This is a genomic window from Halobellus sp. EA9, from assembly GCF_051195055.1.
Classification (GTDB): Archaea; Halobacteriota; Halobacteria; order Halobacteriales; family Haloferacaceae; genus Haloquadratum; species Haloquadratum rubicundus.
Genome location: NZ_JBNTJW010000004.1, coordinates 148,064 through 172,277 on the forward strand (window position 1 = coordinate 148,064; position 24,214 = coordinate 172,277).

Genomic DNA, 24,214 nt, shown 5'->3' on the forward strand with positions numbered 1-24,214 from the left:
CGTTACTCGGCGTCGCCGGTCTCGACGGGGGCGCCGACGAGGTTGCCCCACTCGGTCCAGGAGCCGTCGTAGTTGACGACCTCGTCGTAGCCGAGCAGTTCGTGCAGCGCGAACCACGCGATCGACGAGCGCTCGCCGATCCGGCAGTAGGCGACGGTCGTCTCCGAGCCGTCGATGCCCTGGTCCTCGTAGAGTTCCTTCAGCTCCTCGGCCGACTTGAACGTCCCGTCGTCGTTGACGGTCGCCGCCCAGGAGATGTTCTGGGCGCCGGGGATGTGGCCGCCGCGCTGGGCGGTCTCCTGCAGTCCCGGCGGGGCGAGGATGTCGCCGCGGAACTCCTCGGGCGAGCGGACGTCCACGAGCGGAAGACCCTCGTCGACCGCGTGCTCGACGTCGTCGCGGTACGCGCGGATGGACTCGAAGGGGCCCTTGGCGGTGTAGTCGACCTCGGGGAACTCCGGGACCTCCTCGGTGGTCGGGTAGTCGTTGTCGATCCAGTAGTCGCGGCCGCCGTTCAGGAGCCGGACGTCGTCGTGGCCGTAGTACTTGAACTGCCAGTAGGTGTAGGCCGCGAACCAGTTGGAGTTGTCGCCGTACAGCACAACCGTTGAGTCCTCGGAGATGCCGTGGCCGCCCAGCAGCTCCTCGAAGTCCTCCTTGTCGAGGATGTCGCGGGTGGTCTGGTCCTGGAGCTGCGTCTCCCAGTTGAAGCCGATGGCGCCGGGGGCGTGGCCCTCGTCGTACGCCTCGGTGTCGACGTCGACTTCCACCAGTCGATAGTCGGAGTCGTCGCTCTGGAACTCGTCGAGGTGCTCTTCTACCCACTCCGGGGAGACGAGCACGTCTTTCGCGTAGCCGTCGTCTGTCATTGCGTTTCCCCAATAGACCCCATCCCGTATAATCCTCACATCTACGGCGCGTACTGCCCATCCTCCCACTATCCAGAAAATGTTGCCGGTTCAATCGCACGTGTGGGAGACTGCGGGCGCGACGACGAGACGGGGCCCGCGTTCCGAGCACATTCCCGGCAATATCCTCTTGTTTCTCTGACACCGACGTCTCGCGGCCGGATCGGCCACGTTGAAGGCCCGGCTTCCCGAACCCACAGGTATGTACGAGAACGTCGTCGTGTCGGCCGCGTGGCTGGCCGAGCGGCTCGGAGACGAGGACACGAGCGTGATCGACGTCCGCGACGGCTGGGAGTTCGACGGCATCGGCCACGTGCCGGGCGCGGTGAACGTCCCCTTCGGGGAGTTCCGCAGCGAGGCCGGCGACGAGGGGATGCTCCCCGGCGCGGAGCCCTGGGAGTCGCTGCTCTCGGCGGCGGGCGTCGGTCCCGCGGACCACCTCGTCGCCTACGACGACACCCACGGCGTGTTCGCGGCGCGTTTCCTCGTGACCGCCGAGCTATACGGCCATCCGATCGATAAACTGCACCTGCTCGACGGCGACTACAGCGCGTGGAACCGGGAGCGCGAGACCACCTCGGAGTCGGCGTCGCCCGAGCCGACCGACTACGCCGTCCGGGAGCCCGAGCACTCGCCGCTCGTCGACTACGAGGCCGTGCTGGACGCGCTCGACGACGAGCGGACCGTGATCGTCGACACCCGCGACCCCCAGGAGTTCGCCGAGGGCCACCTCCCCGGCGCGGTCAACGTCGACTGGCGGGACCTCGTCGACGACGAGACGCGCGGGCTGAAGCCCGAGGCCGACCTCCGGGAGATCCTCGAAGCCGCCGGGATCGTCCCCGACGCTCAGATTCTTCTGTACTGCAACACCGCGCGCCGGATCAGCCACACCTACGTCGTCCTGCGGTCGCTCGGCTACGAGGACGTCGGCTTCTACGAGGGGAGCCTCACGGAGTGGACAGAGCGCGGCGGCCCCGTCGAGACGGGGAGCGAAACGGAATCGGAGTAGCGGAGGCGAGGCGCCCCGCGCCGGTCGCTCTCGGCTATCGCGCGGCGACGGGTTTTATTCGCGCCCCGGCAGAGACTGAGGTATGCCGATGCGCCAGCTGCGATCCTGTGACTTCTGCGACGAGGAGGCGACGGGCGTCTACGAGGTCGTCCCTCCGGAGCTGTCGCCGACGGAGGGCGAACAGCGACGCCTCGTGCTCTGCGGGGACTGCCGAGAGACCCTCGAAGGCGTGCTCGCGCCCCTGCTCGCGCGGCTCGGCGTCGAGAGCGAGGCCGAAGGCGACGACAACAGAGCAACTCCGGCCGACGAGGACGTCGCGCCGACGGACTCCTTCGCCGACGACGACCCCGGCGGCACGTCGCTGTCCGAGTCCGGACAGGGCGGGATTCCGGACCTGCGGGCGGGCGGGAACGAACCGAGTGCGAGCGGAAGCGACGAGACCGGCGGAAGCGCCGGAAGCGGCGAAGGTAGTGGCGACGGCGAACGCGGCGACGACGAAAGCGACAGCGGCGAACGCGACGACGCCACCGACGGGCATGCGGACGTCGGCGTCGAGGACGCCGCCGACTCGGACGCCGGGCCGGATCGGGTGGTCGACGAGGAGGCGGTCCCGCCGCTCAGCGAGGGCGACGCGGCAGCGCCGACAGACGAGGACTCGGAGTCGAAAGCGGAGTCGGGGCTTGGAGGAACGGACGAAGCCTCGGCGTCGGAAACGGCGGACGACGGGGCGAGCTCGACGGCCGCGCCCGGCGAGGAGCCGCCGAAGTTCCGGACCGTGATGCGCCTCCTCGGCAACCGGGAGTTCCCCGTCGCCCGCGACGAGATCGTCGAACTCGCCACGAGCGCGTACGACCTCGGGGAGAGAGAGGTCGACGAGATCCTGGCGTACGCCGTCGACCGCGACCTGCTCGAAGACGACGGCGAGACGCTGCGGAAGGCCTGATAGTGGTTACTATGAATTACAGCGCGCCCTTCGTGCTCGGCGTGTCGCTCCGCCGGGAGTCGATCCGCGTGGCGTCGTCGAGCGCGCGCGCGAGCGCCTTGAACAGCGCTTCGACCTCGTGGTGGGCGTTCTCGCCGTCGACCCCGACGTGCAGCGTCAGCCCGGCGTTCATCGCCAGCGAGTAGGCGAAGTGGCGGGCCATATCGCTCGTGAAGTCGCCGATCCGGGACTGGGAGAAGGACCCCTCGAACTCGAAGTGCGGCCGCCCGCTGACGTCGACGACGACGTCCGCGACCGCCTCGTCGAGCGGGACCCGCCGGTCGGCGTAGCGGACGATGCCGCGCTTGTCGCCGAGCGCCTCAGCCAGGGCCTCCCCGAGGACGATCGCGACGTCCTCGACGGTGTGGTGGTCGTCGATCTCCAGGTCGCCGTCGCAGCGGACCGTGAGGTCGAAGAGGCCGTGCTTGGCGAACGACTCCAGCATGTGGTCGAAGAAGCCGATCCCCGTCTCGACCGCGCTGTCGCCGTCGCCGTCGACCGCCAGCGTGAGGTCGATCGTCGTCTCGGCCGTCTCGCGGGTGACGGCGGCCTCTCGGGCCGCGGCGTCGCCCTCGTCGGCGTCGGTGTCGGTCATACCGGCGAATCGACGCGCGCGCCTATGATCGTTGTGCCTCTCTCTCGGGACCGCACGGCGCGCCCGCCGTCCGAAAGTGGTACGTCGCGGGCGAGCGAGGCTCAGGTATGCGCATCACCGTCCCCAACAAGGGCCGCCTGCACGACCCGAGCGTCGACCTGCTGGAACGGGCGGGGCTCCACATCGAGAGCGCCGCGGACCGGAAGCTCTACGCCGACACCGTCGACCCCGAGGTGACGGTGCTCTTCGCCCGCGCCGCCGACATCCCGGAGTACGTCGCCGACGGCGCCGCCGCGGTGGGGATCACCGGCCGCGACCAAGTCGTCGAGTCGGGCTGTGACCTCGTCGAGCTGGTCGACCTGGAGTTCGGTCGGTGTCGCCTGGTCCTCGCCGCGCCCGAGGAGGGCGAGATCACGTCTCCCGAGGACCTCGCGGGCGGCAGCGTCGCGACGGAGTTCCCGCGGATCACCCGCGGGTACCTGGAGCGAGAGGGCATCGACGCCGACGTCGTGGAGGTGACGGGCGCGACCGAACTGACGCCGCACGTCGAGATGGCCGACGCCATCGTCGACATCACCTCGACGGGGACGACCCTCCGGATGAACCGCCTTGCCGTGATCGACGAGGTGCTCGACTCCTCGGTCCGGCTGTACGCCCACCCGGACTACGCCGACGACCCGAAGGTCGAACAGCTGGTGACGGCCTTCGAGTCGGTGCTCGCGGCCGAGGACAAGCGCTACGTGATGATGAACGTCCCCCGCGAGCGCCTCGGCGACGTCCGCGAGGTCATTCCGGGACTGGACGGCCCGACGGTGATGGACGTCGCCGGCGACGACACCGTCGCGGTCCACGTCGTCGTCGACGAGCGCGACGTCTTCGAGGTCGTCAACGACCTCAAGGCGGTCGGCGCCTCCGGAATCCTCGTCACCGAGATCGAGCGGCTCGTGGAGTAGGTCGCGGCGCCCCAGAGCGCCCCGCGTGCCAGATCAGCCGGGCGCGCTCTGGATGATCGCCAGCACGCCGAAGAGGATCGTCCCGAGGATGACGCTGACGACGAAGTGGATCAGCGTGATGTACGCCGACAGGCGGCGCGACTCGCCGTAGAGGAGGTAGATCGCGACCCCGTCGAGGGCGAGCGCGACGGCGAGCGCCGCAAAGAGGGCCGGCGGGCTGTTCCGCGCGAACGCCGCCGCGAGGACGCTCACCACCGCCGGGATCGGGCCGACGACGAACGCGTTGCGGACGGGCACGTCGCCGAGGACGTTGCGGGCGGCGATGTGCGCCGTCACCGAGAGGAAGACCGCGAAGGACGCGAACGTGCCGGCGATCGCGATCGGGGTCGCGGGGGACGACTGAAGCGGGATCGAGAGCGGGGCGGGAGTTACCATCGGGCGTGAGACGAAACCGGGGCCTCATAGCGATTGCTCTCACTGTTTACCGCCGAAGGCCACCCCCGGTGACGGCGTCGGCGGTAAGAGACGAGAGTAATCACTATCAGTCGTCCAGCAGGCCGAGTTCGCTGAGGCGGGAGGTGATGACGTCGACGGCCTCGCGGGCGTCGTCGGGCTCCTTGCCGCCGGTGATGACGAGCTTGCCGGAGCCGAAGAGCAGCGCCACGACCGAGGGCTCGTCGAGGCGATAGACGAGGCCTGGGAACTGCTCGGGCTCGTACTCGATGTTTTCGAGGCCGAGGCCGATGGCGATGGCGTTGAGGTTCAGATTGCGGCCCAGATCCGCAGAAGTGACGATGTTCTGGACCGTGATCTCGGGCTCGTCGTCGACGGGGATCTGGAGGTCTCGCAGCTTCTCGAAGACGATGTGGAGGCTCTCGTGGACGTCGTCTGTGGACTTCGCACCGGTGCAGACGATCTTGCCGGAGCGGAAGATGAGGGCGGCGGACTTGGGCTCTTGGGTCCGGTAGACGAGGCCCGGGAACTGCTCGGGGTCGTAGTCGGCCCCTTCGAGGTCCATCGCGACGCTCTGGAGGTCGAGCTCCTGGCCGATCCCCGTGGAGGCGACGACGTTTTCGATGTTGATGGTGTCCTTGGGATCGCTCATAGACGACTTAAATCTCGTATTTAAGGTTTAAAAAGGTTGGTGCGCGGATCGACGCGCCGACGGGGGGCGTCAGCGACCGGTCGGAGCCGGCAGTCGACACGCTGATTGGCGACCGGAGCGAGGTGGGAGCGTGTACTACCTGGAGCTCGCGGGCGAGGCGGGAGACGAGGCCTTCGCCGCGGTGGAAGCCGAGCGCGCCGCGGCCTCGGCCGTCGAACGGGTCGCGCCCGGCCTCGCGACCGCCCGCGGGATCCGCGCCGATCGCGTCCCGACGCTGGCGTACACCCGCCGCGTCTCCGAACTGGTCGGCCGGACCGACGCCGACGTCGCGAGCGCGGTCGCGGTGCTGGAGGCGGCGTCGTTCGACCGCTCCGGGACGGTCGCCGTCCGCGCACGGGACGTCCGCGCGACGGCCGACGTGAGCACGTCGGCGGCCGAGCGGGAGCTCGGCGGCGTCCTCGTCGACCGGGGGTTCGACGTCGATCTCGACGATCCCGACCACGTGCTTCGCGTCTGTTTCGCCGACGACGTCTGTCTCGTGGGCTGGGCCGTCGCCGAGCGCGACGCCGCCTTCGGGTCGCGGGCGCCGACTGATCGGCCGTTCTTCCAGCCCGGGAGCATGGCGCCGATGGACGCCCGCGCGTACGTAAACCTCGCCGGCGGCCCCGCGCTCCCGGACGCGACCGTCGTCGACCCGATGTGCGGGACCGGGGGGCTGCTCGTCGAGACCGGGCTCGTCGGCGCGCGGGCCGTCGGCTCCGACGCGCAGGCGAAGATGGCGTCGGGGGCGGCGGAGAACCTCGCGCACTACCTCGGCGACGGCGCGGCGGTCGCAAGCGCGAACCCGGACTGGGCCGTCGTCCGCGGCGACGCCACAGCGCTTCCGTTCGCCGACGACGCCGCCGACGGCGTCGTCTTCGACGCGCCGTACGGCCGCCAGTCGAAGATCGCCGGCCACGAACTCGAAGACCTGGTCGCGGGCGCGCTCGCGGAGGCCGCGCGGATCGCGCCCTCCTGCGTGCTCGTCGCCGACCGCTCGTGGACGGACGCCGCTGAGGCCGCCGGCTGGCGGGTCGACGAGCGGTTCGAGCGCCGCGTCCACCGGTCGCTCGTCCGGCACGTCCACGTCCTGGAGCGGTGATAGGCAGTTCAGGGCCGCGATCAGGACCGCAGCAGCCACCCGAAGACGAGCGGCGCGAACAGCAGCGTCAGCGGGATCAGGATCCAGACCTGGCCCGCGAGCACGTCGTACTGCGCGACAGTTTCGCTCACGGGTGTCCCCTCCAGATGGCCGACGAGAAACTCGAAGCCGACCGTGAGGACCGTCCAGCCGGCCCCGATCGCGAGCAGTTCCGCCGGCGAGTAGTCGACGGTCGCCGTCGCGAAGAACGCCCCCGAGACGGCGAGGATCGCCGCCACGAGGAGCGCGGTGCTGAGGACGTGACCGGGGTACTCGCCGATCCGAGGGACCAAAACGAGCTCTCGGAAGACGCCGTTCGAGACCGCGACGATCGCCATCAGGATCCAGACGGCGAGCGGGTCGAGCGCGGGCGCGGGGACGGAGAGAGCGAGTGTGGTCATCGTCGATCACCCGTCGATAGGGCGCCCGCGAGGAAAGCCGAGTCGGTGGTCGTCACCGGGTGAGAACCGTCAGCCAGGGACCGAACCGCCCATCTGACCCGCTTATCGCTCCCGCGCGGCGACGATCGACTCGCCCGCGCGGACGCGGTCGCCCTCGGCGACGAGGAGGTCCGCGCGGTCGTAGGCGGGCGGCAGCAACACGTCGGCGCGGGAGCCGAAGTCGATGTGACCGATCCGCGCCGCGCGGGCGAGGTCGTCGCCCTCGGCGACGTAGGGGTGGATCCGCCGGGCGAACGCGCCCGCGATGAGGGAGATTTCGGCCGGGCCCTCGTCGGTCGCGACCGCGACGTCGACGCGCTCGTTGCGCTCGGAGTCCTTCGAGAACGCCGGGCGGTGAGCGCCCGATCGGTGGCTGACGCGCTCGATTCGGCCGTCGAAGGGGCCGCGGTTCACGTGGACGTCGGTGACGTTCATAAACACGCCCACGCGGAGTTGGTCGCCCTCCTCGCGGACGACCGAGACGCGCCCGTCGGCGGGCGAGACGACGCCCGGGCCCGACGGCTGGCGCTCGGGGTCGCGGAAGAACCACGCGACGAAGCCGCCGACCGCGAGCGCGACGAGCGCGAGGGGGAACGCGAGCGGGGCCAACACCGCGGCCGCCGCGAAGGCCGGGACGGCGAACCGCCGGACGCCGGGGGCAAAGCGCATCGGTCAGGCGAGCGCCTCCCCGTCGAGTTCGCGCTGGCCGCCGGTCCACGCCGCGAGCAGGTGGGTGAGGTGGAGCCGCGCGTCGTTGCCCTCCGCGAGGTCGAGGTCGACCGCGCCCGCGAGGCGGTGCAGACGGATCAGGTTCGACTCGCCGAACGCCTCGGGATAGGTGTCGGCGACGCGGAGCAGTTCCGAGAGAAGTTCCTGACCGCCGAAGCCGCGGTCGTCGAGGAGCTCGGTGAGTTTGTCGCGGGCGTCGCCGACGTCTCCCCGAGCGGCCGAATCCAGCACGGCCTTCAGTTCGTCGTCGTGACCCGCCTCGGAGAGCGCCGTCTGAGCCGACTCGACCGTGATCTCGCCGTCGCCCTCGACGGCGGCGTGCTGGGCCGCGAGAACGGCGTACCGGAGGTCCCCGTCGGCCTTCGAGGCGACGAGGTTCAGCGCCATCGGGTCGGCGTCGACCTCCTCGCGGTCGGCGATCTCGACGAGAACGTCCTCGATCTCGTCGGTCGTCGGTGCGCGGACCGGGATCGGGAAACAGCGCGAGCGGATCGGCGGGATCAGCTTCGAGGGCTGACGCGTCGTGATCACGAACTGGGTGCTCCGGTGGTACTGCTCCATCACGCGGCGGAGCGCCTGCTGGAAGTCCTCGCGGATGGTCTCGGCGTTGTCGAGCAGCACCGTCTTGTACGTCCCCGAGGCGGGCTGGTACGACGCGAGCTCCTGCATCACGTGGGAGATCATGTCCCGCTTGGACCACTCCCGCTTGTACTTGTTCCCCTTGCCGCCGCGGCGGTACTGCTTGGAGAACTCCGTCTGCCCCTGGAGGAAGCGCGAGAAGCGCGGGTCCTCGCGGATCTCCTTTTTCGTCCGGTCGAAGAAGTCAGCGACGTTGATCTCGACGAGGTCCGCGTCGGGATCCTCGTGGGCCTCGCGGGCGAGCGCGCGGACGGCCGCGGTCTTGCCGACGCCGGGCGGGCCCTGGACCACGAGGTTCATCGGTTCGTCGACCGTGCGGGCGAGCCGCTCGCGGACCTCCGACTGCGGGAGGTCGGAGACCGAGGGCGCGTGCGTGTCCGTCCACAGGGGCGCGTCCATCGACGGCAGGTAGTCGGCGGGGGGGTAAGAAACTCTCCCTCCGCGCTCGGCACGGCCGCAGACTGGGCGGCGCCAGCCGCTCAGGAACGGCGCTCGGATTCGGGTTCGCGCTCGCGGTCGAGTTCAGCGGACCCGGGCTCGGAATCGGTCCCTGCTCCGCTCGCCGTTTCGGACCTGTCGCGGCCGCGGGTGACGCGCTCGCGGGCGTTCTCGGGCGTGTCGGTCTCCAGGAGCACTTCGAGCTTCCGCTCGAACTGCGCTTCGGAGAGGTCGCCGCGGGCGTAGCGGTCGCGGAGGCGGTCGAGCGCGTCGTCGACGCCCTCGGACTCGTCCGCGCGGTCCGACCGCTCGTCGACTCGGCGCCGGCGCTCGGCCGACCCCGAGCGGTCGTCGGCCGCGTCGCGGGCGCGGTGTCCGCGGATCAGCGACACCAGGGGGACGACGACGGCGTACCCGATGACGAAGATGATCCAGAAGTCGACCGCCGCGAGGACCGGCACGCCGAACAGCGAGCCGAGGCCCGCCCCGAGGACCAAGAGCGCGGTGGCGCCGACGACCGGGTCGTCCGAGTCCGCCGGGTCCCGGTCGCTCCACCACCGCTCGCTCCGCGAGGCGTCGCGCCGCTCGCTCATAGTCGAGGTGTCGGGAGAGCGAGGGAAAGGTGTATCGCCGCCGCGGCCGTCGCTCGGAGGGCGTCGAGGCGGCCGATCCGACACGCGTTTACCACGCCGACGCCGAGGACGGGTATGTCGATGCGCGTGACGTTCCTCGGGACGGGCGGGGCCGTGCCGACGACGGAGCGAGCGCCGAGCGCGTTCCTCGTCGAGCGCGAGGGCGAGCGGCTGCTGTTCGACTGCGGCGAGGGCACCCAGCGGCAGATGATGCGGTTCGGCACCGGCTTTGCGGTCTCGCACGTGTTCGTCACGCACCTCCACGGCGACCACGTCCTCGGGATTCCGGGGCTGATCCAGACCCTCGACTTCAACGACCGCGAGGAGCCGATCGCGATCCACGGCCCGCCCGGGTCGAAGGGCCACCTCAAGGACCTCGTCGAAGCCGGCGGCTACCGGCCCGGCTTCCCGGTCACCGTCCACGAGGTCCGGCCGGGCGGCGTCGCGCTCGACGGCGACGACTACGAGGTCCGGACATTCCCGACCGAACACCGGAGCAGCAGCTCGATGGGCTACGCGCTCGTCGAGGACGACCGCCGCGGTCGGTTCGACCGGGAGAAGGCCGAGGAACTCGGCGTGCCCGTCGGCCCGAAGTTCGGCAGGCTCCACGACGGCGAGCCCGTCGAACTCGACGACGGGACCGTCGTCCGGCCCGAGCAGGTCGTGGGCGAGCCCCGGCCCGGGCGCAAGTTCGTCTACACCGGCGACACGCGCCCCGTCGATGCGGCTGTCGAAGTGACGGACGCGCCGGACCTGCTGATCCACGACGCCACGTTCGCCGCGGAGTGGGCCGACCGCGCGAGACAGACCGGCCACTCGACGGCCCGTGAGGCGGCCGAGATCGCCACTCGCGCGGGGGCGAAGCGACTCGCGCTCACGCACGTCTCCTCGCGGTACGCCGGGGACGCGAGTCCGATCGAACGGGAGGCAAAGGAGGCGTTCGCGGGGGAGTCGGCCTTCGTCCCCGACGACGGACAGAAGGTCGAGGTGCCGTATCCCGACGCCGACGAGGGGTGAGCGGCGGCTCCGCGGGGAAGTAGCGAACAGCCGGCAGCGGCGGTCCCGCGCGGGCGTGCCGGACAACCGCTGACCGGCGCGGGGCGAGCGTTACGTCACGGCCGCGTTGGCTTCGTCTTCGTAAATAAACGCTCGCTGCCTCGTCGGCCGACCCCGGCGTGGCATATATATCTACACGCGACTAATCCGGTGACGTGAACGACCGGACGAGCGCACTCGACTCCCTCGTTTTCGGTGTGGACATCCAGAGCGGCGACGTCCGCGGCGACGCGCCCTCCTACGCGCTCGTGGCCTTCGACGGCGAGAACGTCGACCGCGACGTCGTCTCCCACCGGAAGCTCCGGCGCCTGCTCGACCGCGAGGAGCCCGCGATGCTCGCGACGGACAACATGTACGAGCTGGCGGCCGACAAGGACGAACTCGTCCACTTTCTCAGGACTATCCCCGAGGCGACGAAACTGGTGCAGGTGACCGGCGCCGAACGGCCCGAACCGCTCTCGCGGGTCGCCTCCCGCCACGGCGTCCCCTACGGCAAGAAACCGATGAAGGAGGCCGAGGCGGCGGCGCGGCTCGCGGCCGCCAACGTCGGCTACGAGGTGTCGGCCTTCGGCGACACCACGACCGTGAAGGTCGCCCGCGGGCGCTCGACCGGGAAGGGCGGCTGGAGCCAGGACCGCTACACCCGGCGGATCCACGGGTCGGTGAAGCGCCGCGCACGCGAGGTCACAGAGCGGCTCAAGCAAGCCGACCTCGACTTCGAGAAGGACGTGACAGAGAAGTACGGCGGCTACGCCAACGCCGTCTTCACCGTCGAGGCGCCGCCCGCGGACATCCCGCTCTCGGAAGGGCGCTCCGGCGACACCCGGGTCGAGATCGAGCGCGAGCGCCGGGACGGCATCGAGTTCGAGCCGCTCGTGAAGCGCCGCGATCACGTCTTCGTCGGGATCGACCCCGGGACCACGACCGCGGCGGCGGTCGTCGGCCTCGACGGGAGCGTCCTCGACGTCTACTCCACGCGGACGGCCGACACCGCCGACGTGATCGAGTGGCTGATCGAGCGCGGCCGGCCGGTCGTCGTCGCGGCCGACGTGACGCCGATGCCCGAGACGGTCGAGAAGTTCCGCCGGAGCTTCGACGCCGCGGCGTGGACGCCCACTTCGGACCTCCCGGTCGACGAGAAGCTCCACCGGACGCGGGAGGCGTCCTACGAGAACGACCACCAGCGCGACGCGCTCGCGGCGGCGCTGTTCGCCTTCGACGACCACGAAGATCAACTGGACCGGATCTCACAGAAGGTGCCGCCGGACATCGAGCGCGGCGAGGTCGTCGCCCGCGTCGTCGCCGGCGAGGAGTCCGTCGAGGCCGTCCTGCGTGACCTCCGGGACGACGAGGACGAATCGGATGACGACTCCGAGCACCACGAGCGCGAACTCACAGAGGAAGAAGAGGAGATCCGTCGGCTCCGGACCCGCGTCGAGCGCCTGGAGTCCCACGTCGAGGACCTCAACGACACGATCGACGAGCGCGAGGCCGAGATCGACGAGTACGAGGAGAAGCTCTCGGAGGCCAAGCGCGAGGAGCGCCGCGAGGCCAGAGAGCGCCGCGAGGTGAAGCGCCTCGAACGCGAGAACGACCGCCTCGAACGGCGCGTCGACGAGCTCGAAGCGAAGAACGAAGCGCTCGACGAGAAGCTCGAACGGCTCAAGCGCCTCTGGAAGCTCGATCACTCGAACTTTTCAGATGTCGACACCGACGGCGACCTCGTCTCGGTGAAGGTGATCGAGCAGTTCACCCGCGACGCCATCCAGGCGGCCGACGAGCAGTACGGCCTCGCGGCCGGCGACGTGGTCTACCTCCGGGACGCCTCGGGCGCCGGGCGATCGACCGCGGAGCTCTTGGCGGAGATCGACCCGCGCGTCGTCCTGCGGTCCGGCGGGGGGCTCTCGGACGTCGCCGACCGAATCCTCTTCGAGCACGAGATCCCGGTCGCGCCCGCCGACGACGTCGCGATCCAGGAGGTCGACGAGCTCGCGGTCGCCAGCGAGGCCGACGTCGAGGCGGCGATCGACGACTGGGAGCGCCGCGCCGAAGCGCGCCGCAAGGAGCGGAAGGCCTCGATGGTCGATCAGATCATCTCCGAGCACCGCGCCGAGACCAGAAGCGAGTCGCGTTAGCCGTCCGTCCCGCGCCGTTCGACGTCGGCGCCCCGTCGCTCGAAGGCGTCGACCGCCCGCTCGAACGTCTCTTCGCCCGTCCCCGTGTACAGCGACGGGAGATTCACCCGTCGCTTCCGGACCGATCCGTCGACCGCGTACTCGACGACGAGCCGCGGCCGGGTCAGTCCCTTCGCGCCTCGAATCGCCGCGACGGACTCGACGTCTGCGAGTCGGATCCGGTCGGGCGACCGGAAGCCCCGGAGATACCCCGCGAGACGGAGCACGACGATGACGGCGACGACGCCCACGACCGGGAGCACGTCGCCCTCGTAGACCGCGAGGGCGAGCCAGCCGAGGCCGGTCGGGAAGGCGAGCGCGTAGCCCGCGAACACGGCCTTGCGCCACCGCGCGTCGCTCCGCCAGTAGTCATAGTAGAGCCCGCGCAGGTAGCCTCGCACGGACTCCTCGAAGCGGACGGCGCCGTCGTCGAAGCGCGCGATCCCGCGTTTCGTCCGGAACGAGTCGGGGACGGACACACGCGAACGGTCCGCCGCCGGCCACGTAGAAACGTCGGTGGCTGAAATCCGGATTGCAGTCAGTCTACCGCGCCTGCGGGCCCGTCTCGATCTCGTGCGGGGCGTCGGGCTGGCCGACGAAGTAGTAGATCACGAACCCGAGGAGCGGCAGGAGGAACGCGAGCGCGGTCCACCCCAGCGGGGAACCGCTCTCGCGGCCGTTGGCGTCGAGGTAGACCCAGCCGGGCAGCGCGATGTGCGCCACGAGGAAGTAGACCGCGAATCCGAAGAAGTACGCGAGCGTCCCCAGGTCGGCGATCACGAGCCACATCGCGAACAGCGGGACGAACGCCACGGCGACCAACCCTCCGAGGACGACGAGCGGCGAGCGAGTCGTAGCCATCGTCCTCCCTTGGATCCGCGCGGGTATGACGCTTTCCGGTCGGTCGGGGGCGACGCCGCGAGGACGGCGTCGGCGCCAACCCAGAAGTCATATGCCGCCGTCGCGACTCCCCTCCCGTATGGACGCCTACGACCTGATCACCCGGAACGTCTCCGAGGTGGTCACAGACGAGGAAGTGCGCGCGCTAGCCGACTCCCCGGACGGAAAGCGGGCGTACGTGGGCTACGAGCCCTCCGGCGTCCTCCACATCGGCCACATGCTGACCGCGAACAAGCTCATCGAGCTCCAGGAGGCGGGCTTCGAGGTCGTCGTCCTCCTGGCCGACGTCCACGCCTACCTCAACGACAAGGGGACCTTCGAGGAGATCCGCGAGACGGCGACGCGGATGCAAGAGCAGTTCGTCGCCTACGGGCTCGAAGCGTCACAGACGGAGTTCGTCCTCGGCTCGGAGTTCCAACTCGACGAGGAGTACATCCTCGACCTGCACGCGCTCGAACTGGAGACGTCGCTCTCGCGGGCCGAGCGCGCGATGGCCGAGATCGCCAGCGGCGACGGCGCGACCGTCGCCCAGGCCGTCTACCCGCTGATGCAGGCGCTCGACATCGTCTACCTCGACGTCGACCTCGCGATCGGCGGGATGGAACAGCGGAAGGTCCACATGCTCGCTCGCGACACCCTCCCGAGCATCGACGCCGACGCGCCGACCTGTCTGCACACGCCGCTGATCGCCGACCTGACCACCGGCGTCGGGAAGATGTCGAGCTCTGAGGGCCTTTCGCTCTCGATGGAGGATTCCGAATCGGACATCGAAGAGAAGGTCAACAAGGCCTACTGCCCGCCGACAGCCGACCCCGATCCGACCGACGACGGCGAGGAGCGCGAAAACCCCGTCCTCCAGATCTTCGAGTACCACGTCTTCCCGCGCTTCGGCGAGGTCGTCGTCGAGCGGCCCGAGAAGTACGGCGGCGACCTGACCTACGACGCCTACGCGGACCTCGAAGCCGACCTCGAATCCGGCGAGCTCCACCCGGCGGACGCGAAGGGCGCGCTCGCGACCTACCTGAACGATCTGATCGCGCCCGGCCGCGAGAAGATCCGCGAGCAGCGGAACTGAGGCCCAAGGAGTCATAGTGATTACTCTCACTGTTTACCGCCGAACGCCACCCCCGGTAACGGCGTTCGGCGGTAAGAGACGAGAGTAATCACTATCAGGCGTCCATCGCGGCTTCGAGCGTGAACGTGCCCTCGTAGAGCGCGGTCCCGACGACCACGGCGGCCGCGCCGGCCTCTCGGAGCGCGCGGACATCGTCGAGCGAGGCGACGCCGCCGGAGGCGACGACGGGGATGTCGACCGCCTCGACGACGCGCCGGGTCACGCCGGCCTGGACGCCCTCGTGTCGGCCCTCGACGTCGACGTCGGTGAAGAGGATCGCGCCGGCCCCGAGGTCCTCGTAGCGGGCGGCGGCCTCGGCGGGGTCGAGCCCCGTGCTCTCGGTCCAGCCCGAGACGACGACCTCGCCGTCCTTGGCGTCGAGGCTCACCATCACGCGGCCCGGATGCGACTCGGAGATCTCTCTCACCAGGTCGGGCTCCTCGACGGCCGCGGTGCCGAGGATCACGCGCTCGACGCCGCGGTCGAGCAGGTCCGTCGCGTCCTCGCGGGTCCGGATGCCGCCGCCGAGCTGGACCGGGACGTCGACGGCCTCGACGACGGCCTCGACGGCGTCTGCGTTCTGCCGCTCGCCCTCGAAGGCGCCGTCGAGGTCGACGAGGTGGAGCGTCTCCGCGCCCGCCTCGATCCACCGGCGGGCCGCCGCGACGGGGTCGCCGTAGCGCTTCTCGGTGCCGCGTTCGCCCTGGACGAGCTGGACGACCTCGCCGTCCTGCATGTCGACGGCGGGGACGACCTCGAAGGCGGGGAAGGAGTCGGTGTCGGACATAGCCGCCCCTCGGCGGGGCAGCGGCCTAAAGTCTCCGTCTCGGTCTCCGGAGCGGCGCAGTCGCTGGAGTGAGCGTCCGCGTGATCTCTCACTCCGTGAGCGGGAGCAGGATCCCGAACACGAACGGCGAGAGGAGCGCGAGCGCGACGCCGAGCCACTCCGCGTCGACGAGCAGGGCGTGCTCCCAGGCGGGGACCGCCATACCGGTGCTCGCGAGGGCGAACTCGCCGAGCGCGCCGAAGGCGAACAGGCCGAGACCGAAGAGGGTGCTGCGTTTCGTGAGCGTCGGGTAGTCGATGTCGCCGTAGCGTCCTGCCATAGTCGACTGATTCGGCAAGTCCGTCTTATCGGTTCCGTTCGGGCGGCGAGCGGAGAGCCGCGAGCGCCCGAACTGCTCGAAGTCCTCGTGTTCGGACTGGGATCGGCCGGGCTGTCCGTCGTCGGCGTCTCGGTCGAGCGCTTCGCCGTGGCGACCGCACAGGGCGGCGAGGTCGGCCTCGGAGCGTGGGCCGCCGTGATGGGCGCCGTCGCGCTGTACTTCGCGTACTACGTGGCGGCGGACAAGGTCGTGCCCGCGTGGAGCGAACTCAAGCGCGCGGCGGGCGGCGCGTCCGCCCGCACCGAGTGATCACGGCGGGCGACGGTCGCCCGTTCGCAATCGCTTTCACGACGGCCCGAGGAAGATCCCACGATGAAACTGTTCGGTTCGAGCGGCACCCGGGGCGTCGTCGGCGACGGCCTGACGCCCGAGTTCGTCCTCCGGGTCGCCCGGGCGGCCGGGACCGTCTGGGAGGCCGACCGCGCCGTCGTCGCGCGCGACACCCGGACGACCGGCGAGATGCTTTCGAACGCCGCCACGAGCGGGCTCCAGAGCGTCGGCGTCGACGTGGATCGGCTCGGCCCGACGCCGACGCCCGCGGCGGTCCGCTACGCCGGCACGCACGAACGGCCGGGCATCCTGATCACCGCCTCGCACAATCCGCCCGAGTACAACGGCGTGAAGCTCGTCGGCGCCGACGGCGTCGAACTCTCGGTTGCAGAGCTCGAACGGATCGAAGAGCACGTCCTCGGCGAGGAGTTCTCGACCGCGGCCTGGGACGCCGTCGGCGACGTGCGCGAGGTCGAGACGGCGAACCGCGAGTACGTCTCGGATCTGCTTTCCGCCGTCGACCGCGAGGCGATCGCCGCCGCCGACCTCACCGTCGCGCTCGATCCGGGCCACGGCGCGGGCGCGCTGACGAGCCCCGAGTTCTTCCGGGAGCTGGGCTGTGAGGTCGTCACGGTCAACGCGAACCCCGACGGCCACTTCCCCGGTCGGGACTCCGAGCCGGTCGGCTCGAACCTCACGGACCTCAAGTCGCTCGTCGCGGCCGCCGACGCGGACGTGGGGATCGCCCACGACGGCGACGCCGACCGCGCGGTCTTCGTCGACGAGACGGGGGCGTTCGTCCCCGGGGAGTCCTCGCTGGCCGCGCTCGCGGCCGAGGCGCTGGAGCCGGGCGACACCGCGGTCGCCGCCGTCAACGTCTCCCAGCGCCTCGTCGACGTCTGTCAGGCGGCCGGCGCCGACCTCGAACTGACGCCGATCGGCTCGACGAACATCATCACGCGGATCCGCGAGCTCCGCGCCGCCGGCGAGCACGTCCCCATCGCCGGCGAGGGCAACGGCGGGGTCTTCTTCCCGCCGTACTGGCTCGTCCGCGACGGGGCCTACGTCGGCGCGAAGTTCCTCGAACTCGTCGCCGAGCGCCCGGCGAGCGAGGTCGTCGCCCCCTACACCGACTACGAGAACGTCCGCGTGAACCTCGGCTACGAGAGCGAGGCCGAACTGGAGGCGATGCTGGCGGCGGCTCGCGAGTACGCCGAGGCGGCCGACGCCGAGCCGAACACGAAGGACGGCTACCGCCTCGACTACGGCGACGCGTGGGTGCTCGTCCGCCCCTCGGGGACCGAACCGAAAGTGCGGGTCTACGCCGAGTCGACGTCGCGAGCGGAGGCACAGGAGCTCGCCGACGAGGCCGCCGACGCGCTCCGCGAGGCGCGCGAGCGGGCGTAGCGGCTCGATCGGCTCATAGTGATTACTCTCGTCTCTTACCGCCGAACGCCGCTCCCGGTAACGGCGTTCGGCGGTAAACAGTGAGAGCAATCACTATCACAGTGCGAGCACGCCCAGCAGCGCACAGACCGCGCACAGCGCGAGCAGGACGAACCCGCGCTCTATGGAGACGTCGTCGCGGCGCCGTTCGGCGGCGTCGGACTCGGGGATCCGGTCCGGGTCGTCCGCCGGCCCGAGCCGGGCGAGCGCGTCCGAGCCCCCTCGGCCCGCGCGCCGGGTGAGGTGTTGGATCGCCCGACGCGTCCGGAGCGCCCGGGCGCCGAAGTAAAAAGACAGGAGCGCGGCCGCGAAGGCGACCGCCGAGACGACCACCATCAGCCCGGGCCCGTCTGTGCGGCCGCGGACTCGCTTTCGTCCAGCGCGGTCGCGAGCCGCTCGCGGGCGTCGCGGAGGCGGTCCAGCTCCGCCGCGACGGCGCCCGTCTGGACGCGCTCGCGGGTCTCGGCGTCGAGTTCCTCGTGGGCCCGGAGCGCGAATCGGAGGTCCGCGTAGTCCTCGCGGCGGGTCAGGTCCCGGACCTCTCGGAGCCGCGCGACCGTCTCCTCGCTCGCGAACCGACCGAGGAGCGAGATCGCCTCGACCGCCCACGCCCGGAGCGTCCCGGCGGAGGGCGGCGGCAGGGCGACCGAGAGCGGGTCGGCGGAGAGCCGTTCGAGGAACGTCCGGTGGACCGCGACGTTGGTCTGGAGCGCCGCCGGATCCTCGGCGTAGTGGTCCAGTTTCGAACCGGTGTACTCCGCGTACTCCAGGAGCGTCGGGATCGGCTCGTCGGCGTCGGGGCTCTCGCGGGCGAACTGTCGGAGGTCCCGCGGCGGCGAGCGGAAGTCCACGAGGGGGAACGACTCGGCGCGCTCCAGGAGGCCGATCACGGCCGCGATCGACGCCGACTCGTAGAACGTCGCGAACTCTTCGCGGACGGCCTCGTTGTACGCGGCGATCGGTTCGCGGAGCTCCTCGACGGGGGCGTCGAGGTCGGCGTCGGCGAAGGCCAGCACCTCCTCGCGGGACTCGATCGCGTCGTCGAGGTCCGAGAGCCGGAGTTTGGCGTCCCGGCGCGCCTTCGAGAGGGCCTCTTTCGTCTCCTCTCGCCGGTCGAGGAGGTCGACGTACTCGCCCGCCGGTTCGAGGTCCGCGCGGGCGCCGGCGAAGTCGTCGTCGCTGAGGCGGCGGCGGTCCATCCGCTCGGCGGCCGCCTCGAAGGCCTCGCTCGCGGGGACCGACTCGGGCAGGTCCTCGACGAGCCCGAGGAAGCGGTCCTGGAACTCCACGTAGGCCTGGAAGTCGCCCGTGCCCGTCGCGGAGTCCTCGTAGCGGTCGAGCAGGCGGACGGCCTTTCGGTAGGCGTCGGCGGCCTCGACGACCGAGTCCTCGCCGACGTCAGCGATGCGCTCTTCGACCGCGTCGCGCCGCTCCCGCGCCTCGCCGAGCGCGTCGAGGCAGTCCTCGACGTCGGCGAGGAGCGCTTCCATCCGCGCTTCGGGGTCGGCCTCGGCGTCGGCGTCGACCGATTCGGATCCGGACATCGGACTCACTCGTAGACCGCGTCGGGGTCGAAGACGCGCTCGCCGACGGTCTCGCCGTCGACCGTGCGGTAGAAGCACGAGCGGTGGCCCGTGTGGCAGGCGCCGCCGGTCTGGTCGACGAGGTAGAGGAGCGTGTCGGCGTCGCAGTCGACGCGGATCTCCCGCACGTCCTGGGTGTGGCCGCTGGTGGCGCCCTTCTCCCAGAGCTCCTCGCGGCTGCGTGAGTAGTAGTGCGCCCGGCCGGTCTCGCGGGTGCGTTCGAGCGCCTCGGGCGAGACGTACGCCAGCATCAGCACCTCACCGGAGTCGGCGTCCTGTGCGACGGCGGGGACGAGGCCGTCCTCGCCGAAGTCGACCGCGACGTCATCTGTCATTGCTCCGATGTCGGCGAGGGCGGCCGATAGGTCTTTTGCCCCCGTCGGCGGGGGCGTCCCCTACACGATGCCCAGCGCGCCGAGCACGCCGAAGACGACGTCGCCGTAGGTGAACGCGACGACGGTGCCGACGAACATCGGGACGATGAACGGGATGCCCGGCGAGATCCACACCCGGTCGCGCTCGGCGACGATCGCGAGGCCGCCGCGGAGCTTCTCGGGGGTCGTGCCGTACGCCGAGCCCTCGATGTCGTCGAGGAACGCCTCGGCGCCCCACTCGTCGTCCGGGTCGACCGCGACGGGCTCGGCGTCGCCGTCGGTCGGTTCTGGCTCCGGTGTCGCGTCGGCTTCCTCGCCTCCGTCGCCTCCGTCGCCGACGGCGCCGTCCGTGGCCGGATACGTCGCGTCGATGCTCGCCGGATCGCGGAACGCCTCGGGATCGTCGCGGAGGTCCGAGAGCGACGCGCCGCGCCAGCGGAGGTACATCCGCAGGGCGTCGAGGTCGAGGCCGGACCTCGAAAAGCCGTCGGGCGTCTCGAAGAGCCGGCCGTGCGCCGTCGAGAGGTCCGCGACGCCGACCCGGCGGCCGAGGAAGCCAACCGGGAACCGGAAGTCGCCGTCCAGCAGATTCCGCCCCGCGATGCCGAGCGGGTAGGCGATGGCGAGGACGACCGTGTTCGTGAGGACGGTCATCGAGAAGACCCCGAGCGTGGTCACGACCACCGGGAGCGTAAAGCCCGAGAAGTAGTACGTCGGGAAGGTCGGGAGCAGGATGGCGATGGTGATGAGCGCCTTCGCGTCGGCGCCGCCGAAGCCGCCGACCAGCCAGAACAGGTAGGCGATCGGCGCGACGACGAAGAGGCTGATCGCGACGCGGACGAAGAACAGCAGGTCGCCCGGCGCCGCAAGCGAGAGGTGCGAGAGCGCGTCCCACGCGAGGAGCGCGACGCCCAACGCGACGAGGGGGTACCAGGTCCGGCTGGGCACCCGCCGCGTCTCGACGTCGCGCCACGCCGCCCACCCCAGGACGGGCACGACGACCAGGCGGAGGATGTCGGGTACGCTGGCGAACATACAGGGGAAGCGAACCCGGGGGAGTTGTAGTTTGCGTCTGACGGCCCCGCGCTCGGCTACCGACCGAGGAGCGCCGAGAGCCGTTCGTACCCGCCGCGGTACGCGAAGAGATACCCCAGCGGGACGGCGACGGCGGCCGCGAGGCCGACGAAGTACAGCTGCGAGAACGGGTCCGGCGGGAACAGCAGCGCCGCGGCGAGGTCGGCGGCGATGACCGCCGCGAGGAAGGAGGTTCCGAAGCGCACGAGCCGTTCGTCCGTCCGAACTCTCTCCTTTTCCCTCGCCTACTCGGAGTCGTCCAGCCCGAAGACGTTGCGGTGCTCCGCGCGGAGCTCCGAGAGGTACTCCTCCAAGACCGCCGAGAGCTTCTCGTCGTCGACGATGACCGCCGTCAGGCGCTCTGCGGGGTTCTCGGGGAGCTCAATCCGGAAGTCGCCGTCCTCGTAGAAGGGCTCGGACTCGTTGAGGATCTGCTGGTCGATGGCGTGGATCAGCTCGGAGTCGTACTGCTCGTTCATCGTCTCGAAGGCGTTCTTGTACGCGCGCTGGAGCTCGGCGAAGTAGTTCGCGTACTTGTCTTCGAACTTCTCGGGGTCGAAGTCGGCCATACGCACTCTTGGCTGCGGCCGGTACAAACCGGTTTTGTGTCCTGGCGGTAGGCGGCGAAGGCCGTTTCCGGAATGAGTCCCCAGGTATTTGGAGTGTCCGAAACTGATCGCCGGTATGACCGTCGCCGGAAGTTTGAGCGGGCTCGAAGTCGCACTTCGACTGCTCGCTGGCGTCGCGCTGATCCTCGCGAACGGCTTCTTCGTCGCCATCGAGTTCGCGCTCACGCGCGTCCGGCAGTACCCCGAATCCGAGTTCGACGAGCCGGGGCTGCGCCGGGCGTGGGAGATGACCGACGACCTCGAAATCTACCTCACGAGCTGTCAGGTCGGGATCACCGCCTCCAGCATCGCGGTTGGGATCGTCGCCGAGCCGGCGCTGGCGGCGCTCTTCGATCCGTACTTCGAGTCGACGGTGCTCGCGTCGGTCGGCGCGGGCGGCATCATCGCGTTCTTGATCATCAATCTCCTGCACCTCACCCACGGCGAGCAGACGCCGACGTACCTGGGCGTCGAGCGGTCGAAGTTCGTCGCGCGCCACGGCGCGACCCCGCTGTACTGGTTCGCGAAGCTCATCGCGCCGATCATCGCCGTCGGCGACGGCGTCGCCAAGTGGACGCTCAAGCTGTTCGGCGTCGAGATGACGGGCGCGTGGCTGGAGGCCGAGACCGACGCGATCGAGTCGCGGGCGGACCTCCGGCACGAACTCGGGTCGGTCCTCGAACGCGGGGACCTGCCCGAAGAGCGCCGCGAGGAGGTGCTCAACGCGCTCGACGTCGGCGAGCGGGCATCGCGGACTCGATGACCCCGGTCGAGGAGATCGTCTTCCTCTCCACCGAGATCCCGATCGAGGAGAACCTCGACCGGATCGGCTCGAACCCCCACACGCGCCTGCCGCTCGTCGGCGCGGATCCGAGCGACTTCCGCGGGATCGTCTACGTGCCGGCGGTCGTCGGGAACGTGGACGCGCTCCGGGAGGGACGACGAGCCTGGCGGAGATCGCGGCGCCGCCGATGACGCTGGCGGCGGACACGCACATCAGCGACGCGGTCGATCAGTTCCAGGTCGAGCGCCAGGAGCTCGCCCTGGTCGTCGAGGACGGCGACGTGGTCGGGCTCTTGACCGCGACCGACGCCTTCGAGGCCGTGGTGGGCGACCTGGAAGACCCGCTCGACGTCGAGGCCGACGGCAGCGACTATCACCCGGTCTCGCCCGACGGGAGCGGGTGAAAGAGCGCGAGAGCGCGCCGCCGCCCGCGGTCGAGGTCGGCGCCGCAGATGCCACCGTATTTGTGGGTCGGCGTTGATGGGTCCGTATGTTCGACGACGTCCTCTTCCCGACCGACGGGAGCGGCGGTGCCGCCCGAATCCTCGATCACGTCCTCGACCTGGCCGAGGCGCACGACGCCACGCTGCACATCCTCTCTGCTGCACAGACCGACAGCGACGCCCTGACGCGGGGGCGCGAGGACATCGCCGCGGAGATCGAATCGCGAGCGCGGGCGGCCGTCGACGCGGCCGCCGACCGCGCCGCCGACCGCGGGGTCGAGACCGTCAGAGCCGTCGAGACCGCCGCGCCCGCCGACGCCATCGTCGCCTACGCCGCCTCGGGTGGCGACGACGATGACGGCGGCGTCGACCTGATCGCGATGCCGACCCACGGCCGCACGGGGATCGAGCGGCTGCTCCTGGGGAGCACGACCGAGCGCGTCGTCAGGCGCTCTCCCGCGCCGGTCCTCGCAGTAGGTCCCGACGAGGATCGGGAGCTCGCGTACCCGTACGAGCGCGTGCTCGCGCCGACCGACGGGAGCGCCTGCGCGGACGTCGCCGTCGGCCTCGGTGCCGACCTCGCGGCCGCGACGGACGCCCGCCTCGACGTCCTCTCGGTCGTCGACGTGGCGCACCTCGGCCTCGACGCCCGCGTCGACCTCCAGATCGAACAGCTGGAAGCGAACGCCGAGCGGTTCGTCGAGAGCGGCGTCGACCTCGCAAGCGACGCGGGCGTCGCCGAAGAGGCCATGGCGAGCGAGGTCGTGACCGGCACCTCGGCGCACCGCGAGATCAACAGGTACGTCGCCGAACACGACGTGGATCTGATCGTGGTCGGAACGCACGGCCGCACCGGCGTCGACCGCTACCTCCTCGGCAGCGTGACCGAGAAGCTCCTCCGGACGGCGTCGGTGCCGGTGCTGACCGTGCGACGTCCCGATGACGACGGGGACGAGGTGTAGCGCCTCGCGAACGCGGGAGAAGAACCGGGGGAAACGCCGGCTCATCAGGTCTCTTCGCCGTCGGCGGCTTCAGGGTCGTCGGGGGTTCGCTCCTCTATCTCGGCCTCGACGCGCTCTTCGACGCGCTCGTCGACCTGCTCTTGCACCTCTTCGTCGACGGTCTCTTCGACCCGCTCTTGGACCTCCTGGTCCAGCCGTTCGTCGACGCGTTCCTGAACCTCTTCGTCGACGGTCTCTTCGACGCGGGCTTCGACTTCCTCGTCGACCGTCTCCTCGACGCGCTCTTCCACCTCCTCGCCGACCTGTTCGTCGACCGTCTCCTCGACGCGCTCCTCGACTTCCTTGCCGACCTGCTCTTCGACCTCCGCTTCGACTTGCGTCTCGGCCTCGCGGGAGACGGCCTCCTCGAGGATGCGCTCGTAGATCGACATCTTCTCCCAGACGCGGAGGAGGTAGCCGACGACGAGACCGCCCTCGAAGGCTGCCACGCGCGGGTCGACGCGGAAGACGAGATAGACGAAGCCGGCGATGAAGAGCGCGCCGTAGAGAAGTTCGATGTGGAACTGCGTCTCGCGACCGCGGAACCGTCCGGTCAGCGTGCCCAGTATCATCGTTGAACGGGACTACACCGTTCGTCGACTAAAGTAAACC

At 70.4% G+C, this 24,214-nt stretch carries 29 protein-coding genes and 1 pseudogene; 11 read left to right on the top strand and 19 right to left on the bottom strand.

The genetic code is table 11. The annotated features are described in order from the left end of the window. Window positions 1–2: 2 nt before the first annotated feature. Window positions 3–869 (bottom strand): sulfurtransferase, encoded by an 867-nt coding sequence (locus tag ACQUQ0_RS06870; RefSeq protein WP_435184038.1) that lies wholly within the window; start codon window positions 867–869, stop codon window positions 3–5. A 241-nt stretch (window positions 870–1,110) separates the two neighbouring features. Here ACQUQ0_RS06870 and ACQUQ0_RS06875 point away from each other — a divergent pair, with 241 nt between their 5' ends. After that, window positions 1,111–1,917: a sulfurtransferase gene (locus ACQUQ0_RS06875; protein ID WP_435184040.1), complete on the top strand. Its 807-nt coding sequence runs from the start codon at window positions 1,111–1,113 to the stop codon at window positions 1,915–1,917. A gap of 82 nt (window positions 1,918–1,999) precedes the next feature. Then, window positions 2,000–2,860, top strand: coding sequence for a hypothetical protein (locus ACQUQ0_RS06880; protein ID WP_435184042.1), 861 nt, complete (start codon window positions 2,000–2,002; stop codon window positions 2,858–2,860). A gap of 16 nt (window positions 2,861–2,876) precedes the next feature. On the opposite strand, the gene hisB is transcribed toward ACQUQ0_RS06880, so the two are convergent. Next, window positions 2,877–3,494 (bottom strand): imidazoleglycerol-phosphate dehydratase HisB, encoded by a 618-nt coding sequence (gene hisB, locus ACQUQ0_RS06885; RefSeq protein ID WP_435184044.1) that lies wholly within the window; start codon window positions 3,492–3,494, stop codon window positions 2,877–2,879. A gap of 107 nt (window positions 3,495–3,601) precedes the next feature. Between hisB and hisG the strand changes: the two genes are divergently transcribed. Beyond that, window positions 3,602–4,447, top strand: coding sequence for an ATP phosphoribosyltransferase (hisG, locus tag ACQUQ0_RS06890; RefSeq protein WP_435184046.1), 846 nt, complete (start codon window positions 3,602–3,604; stop codon window positions 4,445–4,447). Between the two features lie 33 nt (window positions 4,448–4,480). Here the strand turns inward: hisG and ACQUQ0_RS06895 are convergent, their stop codons facing one another. Further along, window positions 4,481–4,882 carry a DUF7473 family protein gene (locus tag ACQUQ0_RS06895; protein WP_435184048.1) on the bottom strand — a complete coding sequence of 134 codons (402 nt, stop codon included), beginning with the start codon at window positions 4,880–4,882 and terminating at the stop codon, window positions 4,481–4,483. A 106-nt stretch (window positions 4,883–4,988) separates the two neighbouring features. Continuing rightward, complete coding sequence (locus ACQUQ0_RS06900) at window positions 4,989–5,552, bottom strand: TATA-box-binding protein (protein WP_435184050.1); 564 nt, start codon at window positions 5,550–5,552, stop codon at window positions 4,989–4,991. A gap of 139 nt (window positions 5,553–5,691) precedes the next feature. Between ACQUQ0_RS06900 and ACQUQ0_RS06905 the strand changes: the two genes are divergently transcribed. Further along, the gene (locus ACQUQ0_RS06905; protein WP_435184254.1) at window positions 5,692–6,693 is read left to right on the top strand and encodes a THUMP domain-containing protein; all 1,002 of its coding nucleotides are present in this window, start codon (window positions 5,692–5,694) and stop codon (window positions 6,691–6,693) included. Window positions 6,694–6,713: 20 nt separating this feature from the next. Here the strand turns inward: ACQUQ0_RS06905 and ACQUQ0_RS06910 are convergent, their stop codons facing one another. From ACQUQ0_RS06910 to ACQUQ0_RS06925, 4 genes are all read right to left on the bottom strand, one after another. Continuing rightward, window positions 6,714–7,133, bottom strand: coding sequence for a hypothetical protein (locus ACQUQ0_RS06910; RefSeq protein WP_435184052.1), 420 nt, complete (start codon window positions 7,131–7,133; stop codon window positions 6,714–6,716). A gap of 102 nt (window positions 7,134–7,235) precedes the next feature. Beyond that, window positions 7,236–7,841 (bottom strand): protein sorting system archaetidylserine decarboxylase, encoded by a 606-nt coding sequence (locus tag ACQUQ0_RS06915; RefSeq protein ID WP_435184054.1) that lies wholly within the window; start codon window positions 7,839–7,841, stop codon window positions 7,236–7,238. 3 nt (window positions 7,842–7,844) lie between these two features. Further along, a complete protein-coding gene (locus ACQUQ0_RS06920; RefSeq protein ID WP_435184056.1) occupies window positions 7,845–8,939 on the bottom strand; it encodes an AAA family ATPase in 1,095 nt (364 codons plus the stop codon). Window positions 8,940–9,019: 80 nt separating this feature from the next. Next, window positions 9,020–9,571 (bottom strand): SHOCT domain-containing protein, encoded by a 552-nt coding sequence (locus ACQUQ0_RS06925; protein ID WP_435184058.1) that lies wholly within the window; start codon window positions 9,569–9,571, stop codon window positions 9,020–9,022. Between the two features lie 114 nt (window positions 9,572–9,685). Here ACQUQ0_RS06925 and rnz point away from each other — a divergent pair, with 114 nt between their 5' ends. Both rnz and ACQUQ0_RS06935 read left to right on the top strand, forming a co-directional pair. Then, window positions 9,686–10,627 carry a ribonuclease Z gene (gene rnz, locus ACQUQ0_RS06930; RefSeq protein WP_435184060.1) on the top strand — a complete coding sequence of 314 codons (942 nt, stop codon included), beginning with the start codon at window positions 9,686–9,688 and terminating at the stop codon, window positions 10,625–10,627. A gap of 194 nt (window positions 10,628–10,821) precedes the next feature. Continuing rightward, entirely contained in the window at window positions 10,822–12,801 is a 1,980-nt protein-coding gene (locus tag ACQUQ0_RS06935; RefSeq protein WP_435184062.1) for a DUF460 domain-containing protein, read from the top strand. On the opposite strand, the gene ACQUQ0_RS06940 is transcribed toward ACQUQ0_RS06935, so the two are convergent. Together ACQUQ0_RS06940 and ACQUQ0_RS06945 are read right to left on the bottom strand one after the other, a co-directional pair. Beyond that, window positions 12,798–13,319 (bottom strand): hypothetical protein, encoded by a 522-nt coding sequence (locus tag ACQUQ0_RS06940; RefSeq protein ID WP_435184064.1) that lies wholly within the window; start codon window positions 13,317–13,319, stop codon window positions 12,798–12,800. The genes ACQUQ0_RS06935 and ACQUQ0_RS06940 overlap by 4 nt on opposite strands. Before the next feature lie 64 nt (window positions 13,320–13,383). After that, complete coding sequence (locus ACQUQ0_RS06945) at window positions 13,384–13,701, bottom strand: PLDc N-terminal domain-containing protein (RefSeq protein ID WP_435184066.1); 318 nt, start codon at window positions 13,699–13,701, stop codon at window positions 13,384–13,386. Between the two features lie 118 nt (window positions 13,702–13,819). Between ACQUQ0_RS06945 and ACQUQ0_RS06950 the strand changes: the two genes are divergently transcribed. Continuing rightward, window positions 13,820–14,815, top strand: a complete 996-nt coding sequence (locus ACQUQ0_RS06950) for a tyrosine--tRNA ligase (RefSeq protein WP_435184067.1) — start codon at window positions 13,820–13,822, stop codon at window positions 14,813–14,815. Window positions 14,816–14,909: 94 nt separating this feature from the next. Here the strand turns inward: ACQUQ0_RS06950 and hisA are convergent, their stop codons facing one another. Further along, window positions 14,910–15,641 (bottom strand): 1-(5-phosphoribosyl)-5-[(5-phosphoribosylamino)methylideneamino]imidazole-4-carboxamide isomerase, encoded by a 732-nt coding sequence (gene hisA, locus ACQUQ0_RS06955; RefSeq protein WP_435184069.1) that lies wholly within the window; start codon window positions 15,639–15,641, stop codon window positions 14,910–14,912. An 88-nt stretch (window positions 15,642–15,729) separates the two neighbouring features. After that, window positions 15,730–15,960 (bottom strand): hypothetical protein, encoded by a 231-nt coding sequence (locus ACQUQ0_RS06960; RefSeq protein ID WP_372386765.1) that lies wholly within the window; start codon window positions 15,958–15,960, stop codon window positions 15,730–15,732. A gap of 87 nt (window positions 15,961–16,047) precedes the next feature. Here ACQUQ0_RS06960 and ACQUQ0_RS06965 point away from each other — a divergent pair, with 87 nt between their 5' ends. Together ACQUQ0_RS06965 and glmM are read left to right on the top strand one after the other, a co-directional pair. Then, complete coding sequence (locus ACQUQ0_RS06965; protein ID WP_435184071.1) at window positions 16,048–16,269, top strand: hypothetical protein; 222 nt, start codon at window positions 16,048–16,050, stop codon at window positions 16,267–16,269. A gap of 63 nt (window positions 16,270–16,332) precedes the next feature. Beyond that, window positions 16,333–17,697: a phosphoglucosamine mutase gene (gene glmM, locus ACQUQ0_RS06970; RefSeq protein ID WP_435184073.1), complete on the top strand. Its 1,365-nt coding sequence runs from the start codon at window positions 16,333–16,335 to the stop codon at window positions 17,695–17,697. A gap of 96 nt (window positions 17,698–17,793) precedes the next feature. Here the strand turns inward: glmM and ACQUQ0_RS06975 are convergent, their stop codons facing one another. The 6 genes from ACQUQ0_RS06975 to ACQUQ0_RS07000 are packed head-to-tail and all read right to left on the bottom strand — an operon-like array spanning window position 17,794 to window position 21,336. Next, on the bottom strand, window positions 17,794–18,072 hold the full coding sequence (locus tag ACQUQ0_RS06975; protein ID WP_435184075.1) for a hypothetical protein: 279 nt from the start codon (window positions 18,070–18,072) through the stop codon (window positions 17,794–17,796). Next, window positions 18,072–19,280, bottom strand: coding sequence for a DUF7118 family protein (locus tag ACQUQ0_RS06980; protein WP_435184077.1), 1,209 nt, complete (start codon window positions 19,278–19,280; stop codon window positions 18,072–18,074). Before ACQUQ0_RS06980 ends, ACQUQ0_RS06975 begins: the two co-directional genes overlap by 1 nt. Window positions 19,281–19,285: 5 nt before the next feature. Beyond that, the gene (gene hisI, locus ACQUQ0_RS06985) at window positions 19,286–19,654 is read right to left on the bottom strand and encodes a phosphoribosyl-AMP cyclohydrolase (RefSeq protein WP_372386770.1); all 369 of its coding nucleotides are present in this window, start codon (window positions 19,652–19,654) and stop codon (window positions 19,286–19,288) included. Window positions 19,655–19,714: 60 nt separating this feature from the next. Next, a complete protein-coding gene (locus ACQUQ0_RS06990; protein ID WP_435184079.1) occupies window positions 19,715–20,728 on the bottom strand; it encodes a prepilin peptidase in 1,014 nt (337 codons plus the stop codon). A 56-nt stretch (window positions 20,729–20,784) separates the two neighbouring features. Continuing rightward, the gene (locus tag ACQUQ0_RS06995; protein ID WP_435184081.1) at window positions 20,785–20,973 is read right to left on the bottom strand and encodes a hypothetical protein; all 189 of its coding nucleotides are present in this window, start codon (window positions 20,971–20,973) and stop codon (window positions 20,785–20,787) included. A gap of 39 nt (window positions 20,974–21,012) precedes the next feature. After that, entirely contained in the window at window positions 21,013–21,336 is a 324-nt protein-coding gene (locus ACQUQ0_RS07000; protein ID WP_435184083.1) for a DUF5783 family protein, read from the bottom strand. A gap of 115 nt (window positions 21,337–21,451) precedes the next feature. Here ACQUQ0_RS07000 and ACQUQ0_RS07005 point away from each other — a divergent pair. Next, window positions 21,452–22,562: pseudogene (locus tag ACQUQ0_RS07005) on the top strand (CNNM domain-containing protein). 86 nt (window positions 22,563–22,648) lie between these two features. Continuing rightward, window positions 22,649–23,563, top strand: a complete 915-nt coding sequence (locus ACQUQ0_RS07010; protein ID WP_435184086.1) for a universal stress protein — start codon at window positions 22,649–22,651, stop codon at window positions 23,561–23,563. Between the two features lie 44 nt (window positions 23,564–23,607). On the opposite strand, the gene ACQUQ0_RS07015 is transcribed toward ACQUQ0_RS07010, so the two are convergent. Then, window positions 23,608–24,174: a hypothetical protein gene (locus ACQUQ0_RS07015; protein ID WP_435184088.1), complete on the bottom strand. Its 567-nt coding sequence runs from the start codon at window positions 24,172–24,174 to the stop codon at window positions 23,608–23,610. Window positions 24,175–24,214 lie beyond the last annotated feature (40 nt).

Bases quoted from the DNA above. Each gene is read 5' to 3' on its own strand.
- ACQUQ0_RS06870 (WP_435184038.1), bottom strand. From the start codon at position 869: ATGACAGACGACGGCTACGCGAAAGACGTGCTCGTCTCCCCGGAGTGG.
- ACQUQ0_RS06875 (WP_435184040.1), top strand. From the start codon at position 1,111: ATGTACGAGAACGTCGTCGTGTCGGCCGCGTGGCTGGCCGAGCGGCTC.
- ACQUQ0_RS06880 (WP_435184042.1), top strand. From the start codon at position 2,000: ATGCCGATGCGCCAGCTGCGATCCTGTGACTTCTGCGACGAGGAGGCG.
- hisB (WP_435184044.1), bottom strand. From the start codon at position 3,494: ATGACCGACACCGACGCCGACGAGGGCGACGCCGCGGCCCGAGAGGCC.
- hisG (WP_435184046.1), top strand. From the start codon at position 3,602: ATGCGCATCACCGTCCCCAACAAGGGCCGCCTGCACGACCCGAGCGTC.
- ACQUQ0_RS06895 (WP_435184048.1), bottom strand. From the start codon at position 4,882: ATGGTAACTCCCGCCCCGCTCTCGATCCCGCTTCAGTCGTCCCCCGCG.
- ACQUQ0_RS06900 (WP_435184050.1), bottom strand. From the start codon at position 5,552: ATGAGCGATCCCAAGGACACCATCAACATCGAAAACGTCGTCGCCTCC.
- ACQUQ0_RS06910 (WP_435184052.1), bottom strand. From the start codon at position 7,133: ATGACCACACTCGCTCTCTCCGTCCCCGCGCCCGCGCTCGACCCGCTC.
- ACQUQ0_RS06915 (WP_435184054.1), bottom strand. From the start codon at position 7,841: ATGCGCTTTGCCCCCGGCGTCCGGCGGTTCGCCGTCCCGGCCTTCGCG.
- ACQUQ0_RS06920 (WP_435184056.1), bottom strand. From the start codon at position 8,939: ATGGACGCGCCCCTGTGGACGGACACGCACGCGCCCTCGGTCTCCGAC.
- ACQUQ0_RS06925 (WP_435184058.1), bottom strand. From the start codon at position 9,571: ATGAGCGAGCGGCGCGACGCCTCGCGGAGCGAGCGGTGGTGGAGCGAC.
- rnz (WP_435184060.1), top strand. From the start codon at position 9,686: ATGTCGATGCGCGTGACGTTCCTCGGGACGGGCGGGGCCGTGCCGACG.
- ACQUQ0_RS06945 (WP_435184066.1), bottom strand. From the start codon at position 13,701: ATGGCTACGACTCGCTCGCCGCTCGTCGTCCTCGGAGGGTTGGTCGCC.
- ACQUQ0_RS06950 (WP_435184067.1), top strand. From the start codon at position 13,820: ATGGACGCCTACGACCTGATCACCCGGAACGTCTCCGAGGTGGTCACA.
- hisA (WP_435184069.1), bottom strand. From the start codon at position 15,641: ATGTCCGACACCGACTCCTTCCCCGCCTTCGAGGTCGTCCCCGCCGTC.
- ACQUQ0_RS06960 (WP_372386765.1), bottom strand. From the start codon at position 15,960: ATGGCAGGACGCTACGGCGACATCGACTACCCGACGCTCACGAAACGC.
- glmM (WP_435184073.1), top strand. From the start codon at position 16,333: ATGAAACTGTTCGGTTCGAGCGGCACCCGGGGCGTCGTCGGCGACGGC.
- ACQUQ0_RS06975 (WP_435184075.1), bottom strand. From the start codon at position 18,072: ATGGTGGTCGTCTCGGCGGTCGCCTTCGCGGCCGCGCTCCTGTCTTTT.
- ACQUQ0_RS06980 (WP_435184077.1), bottom strand. From the start codon at position 19,280: ATGTCCGGATCCGAATCGGTCGACGCCGACGCCGAGGCCGACCCCGAA.
- hisI (WP_372386770.1), bottom strand. From the start codon at position 19,654: ATGACAGATGACGTCGCGGTCGACTTCGGCGAGGACGGCCTCGTCCCC.
- ACQUQ0_RS06990 (WP_435184079.1), bottom strand. From the start codon at position 20,728: ATGTTCGCCAGCGTACCCGACATCCTCCGCCTGGTCGTCGTGCCCGTC.
- ACQUQ0_RS07000 (WP_435184083.1), bottom strand. From the start codon at position 21,336: ATGGCCGACTTCGACCCCGAGAAGTTCGAAGACAAGTACGCGAACTAC.
- ACQUQ0_RS07010 (WP_435184086.1), top strand. From the start codon at position 22,649: ATGTTCGACGACGTCCTCTTCCCGACCGACGGGAGCGGCGGTGCCGCC.
- ACQUQ0_RS07015 (WP_435184088.1), bottom strand. From the start codon at position 24,174: ATGATACTGGGCACGCTGACCGGACGGTTCCGCGGTCGCGAGACGCAG.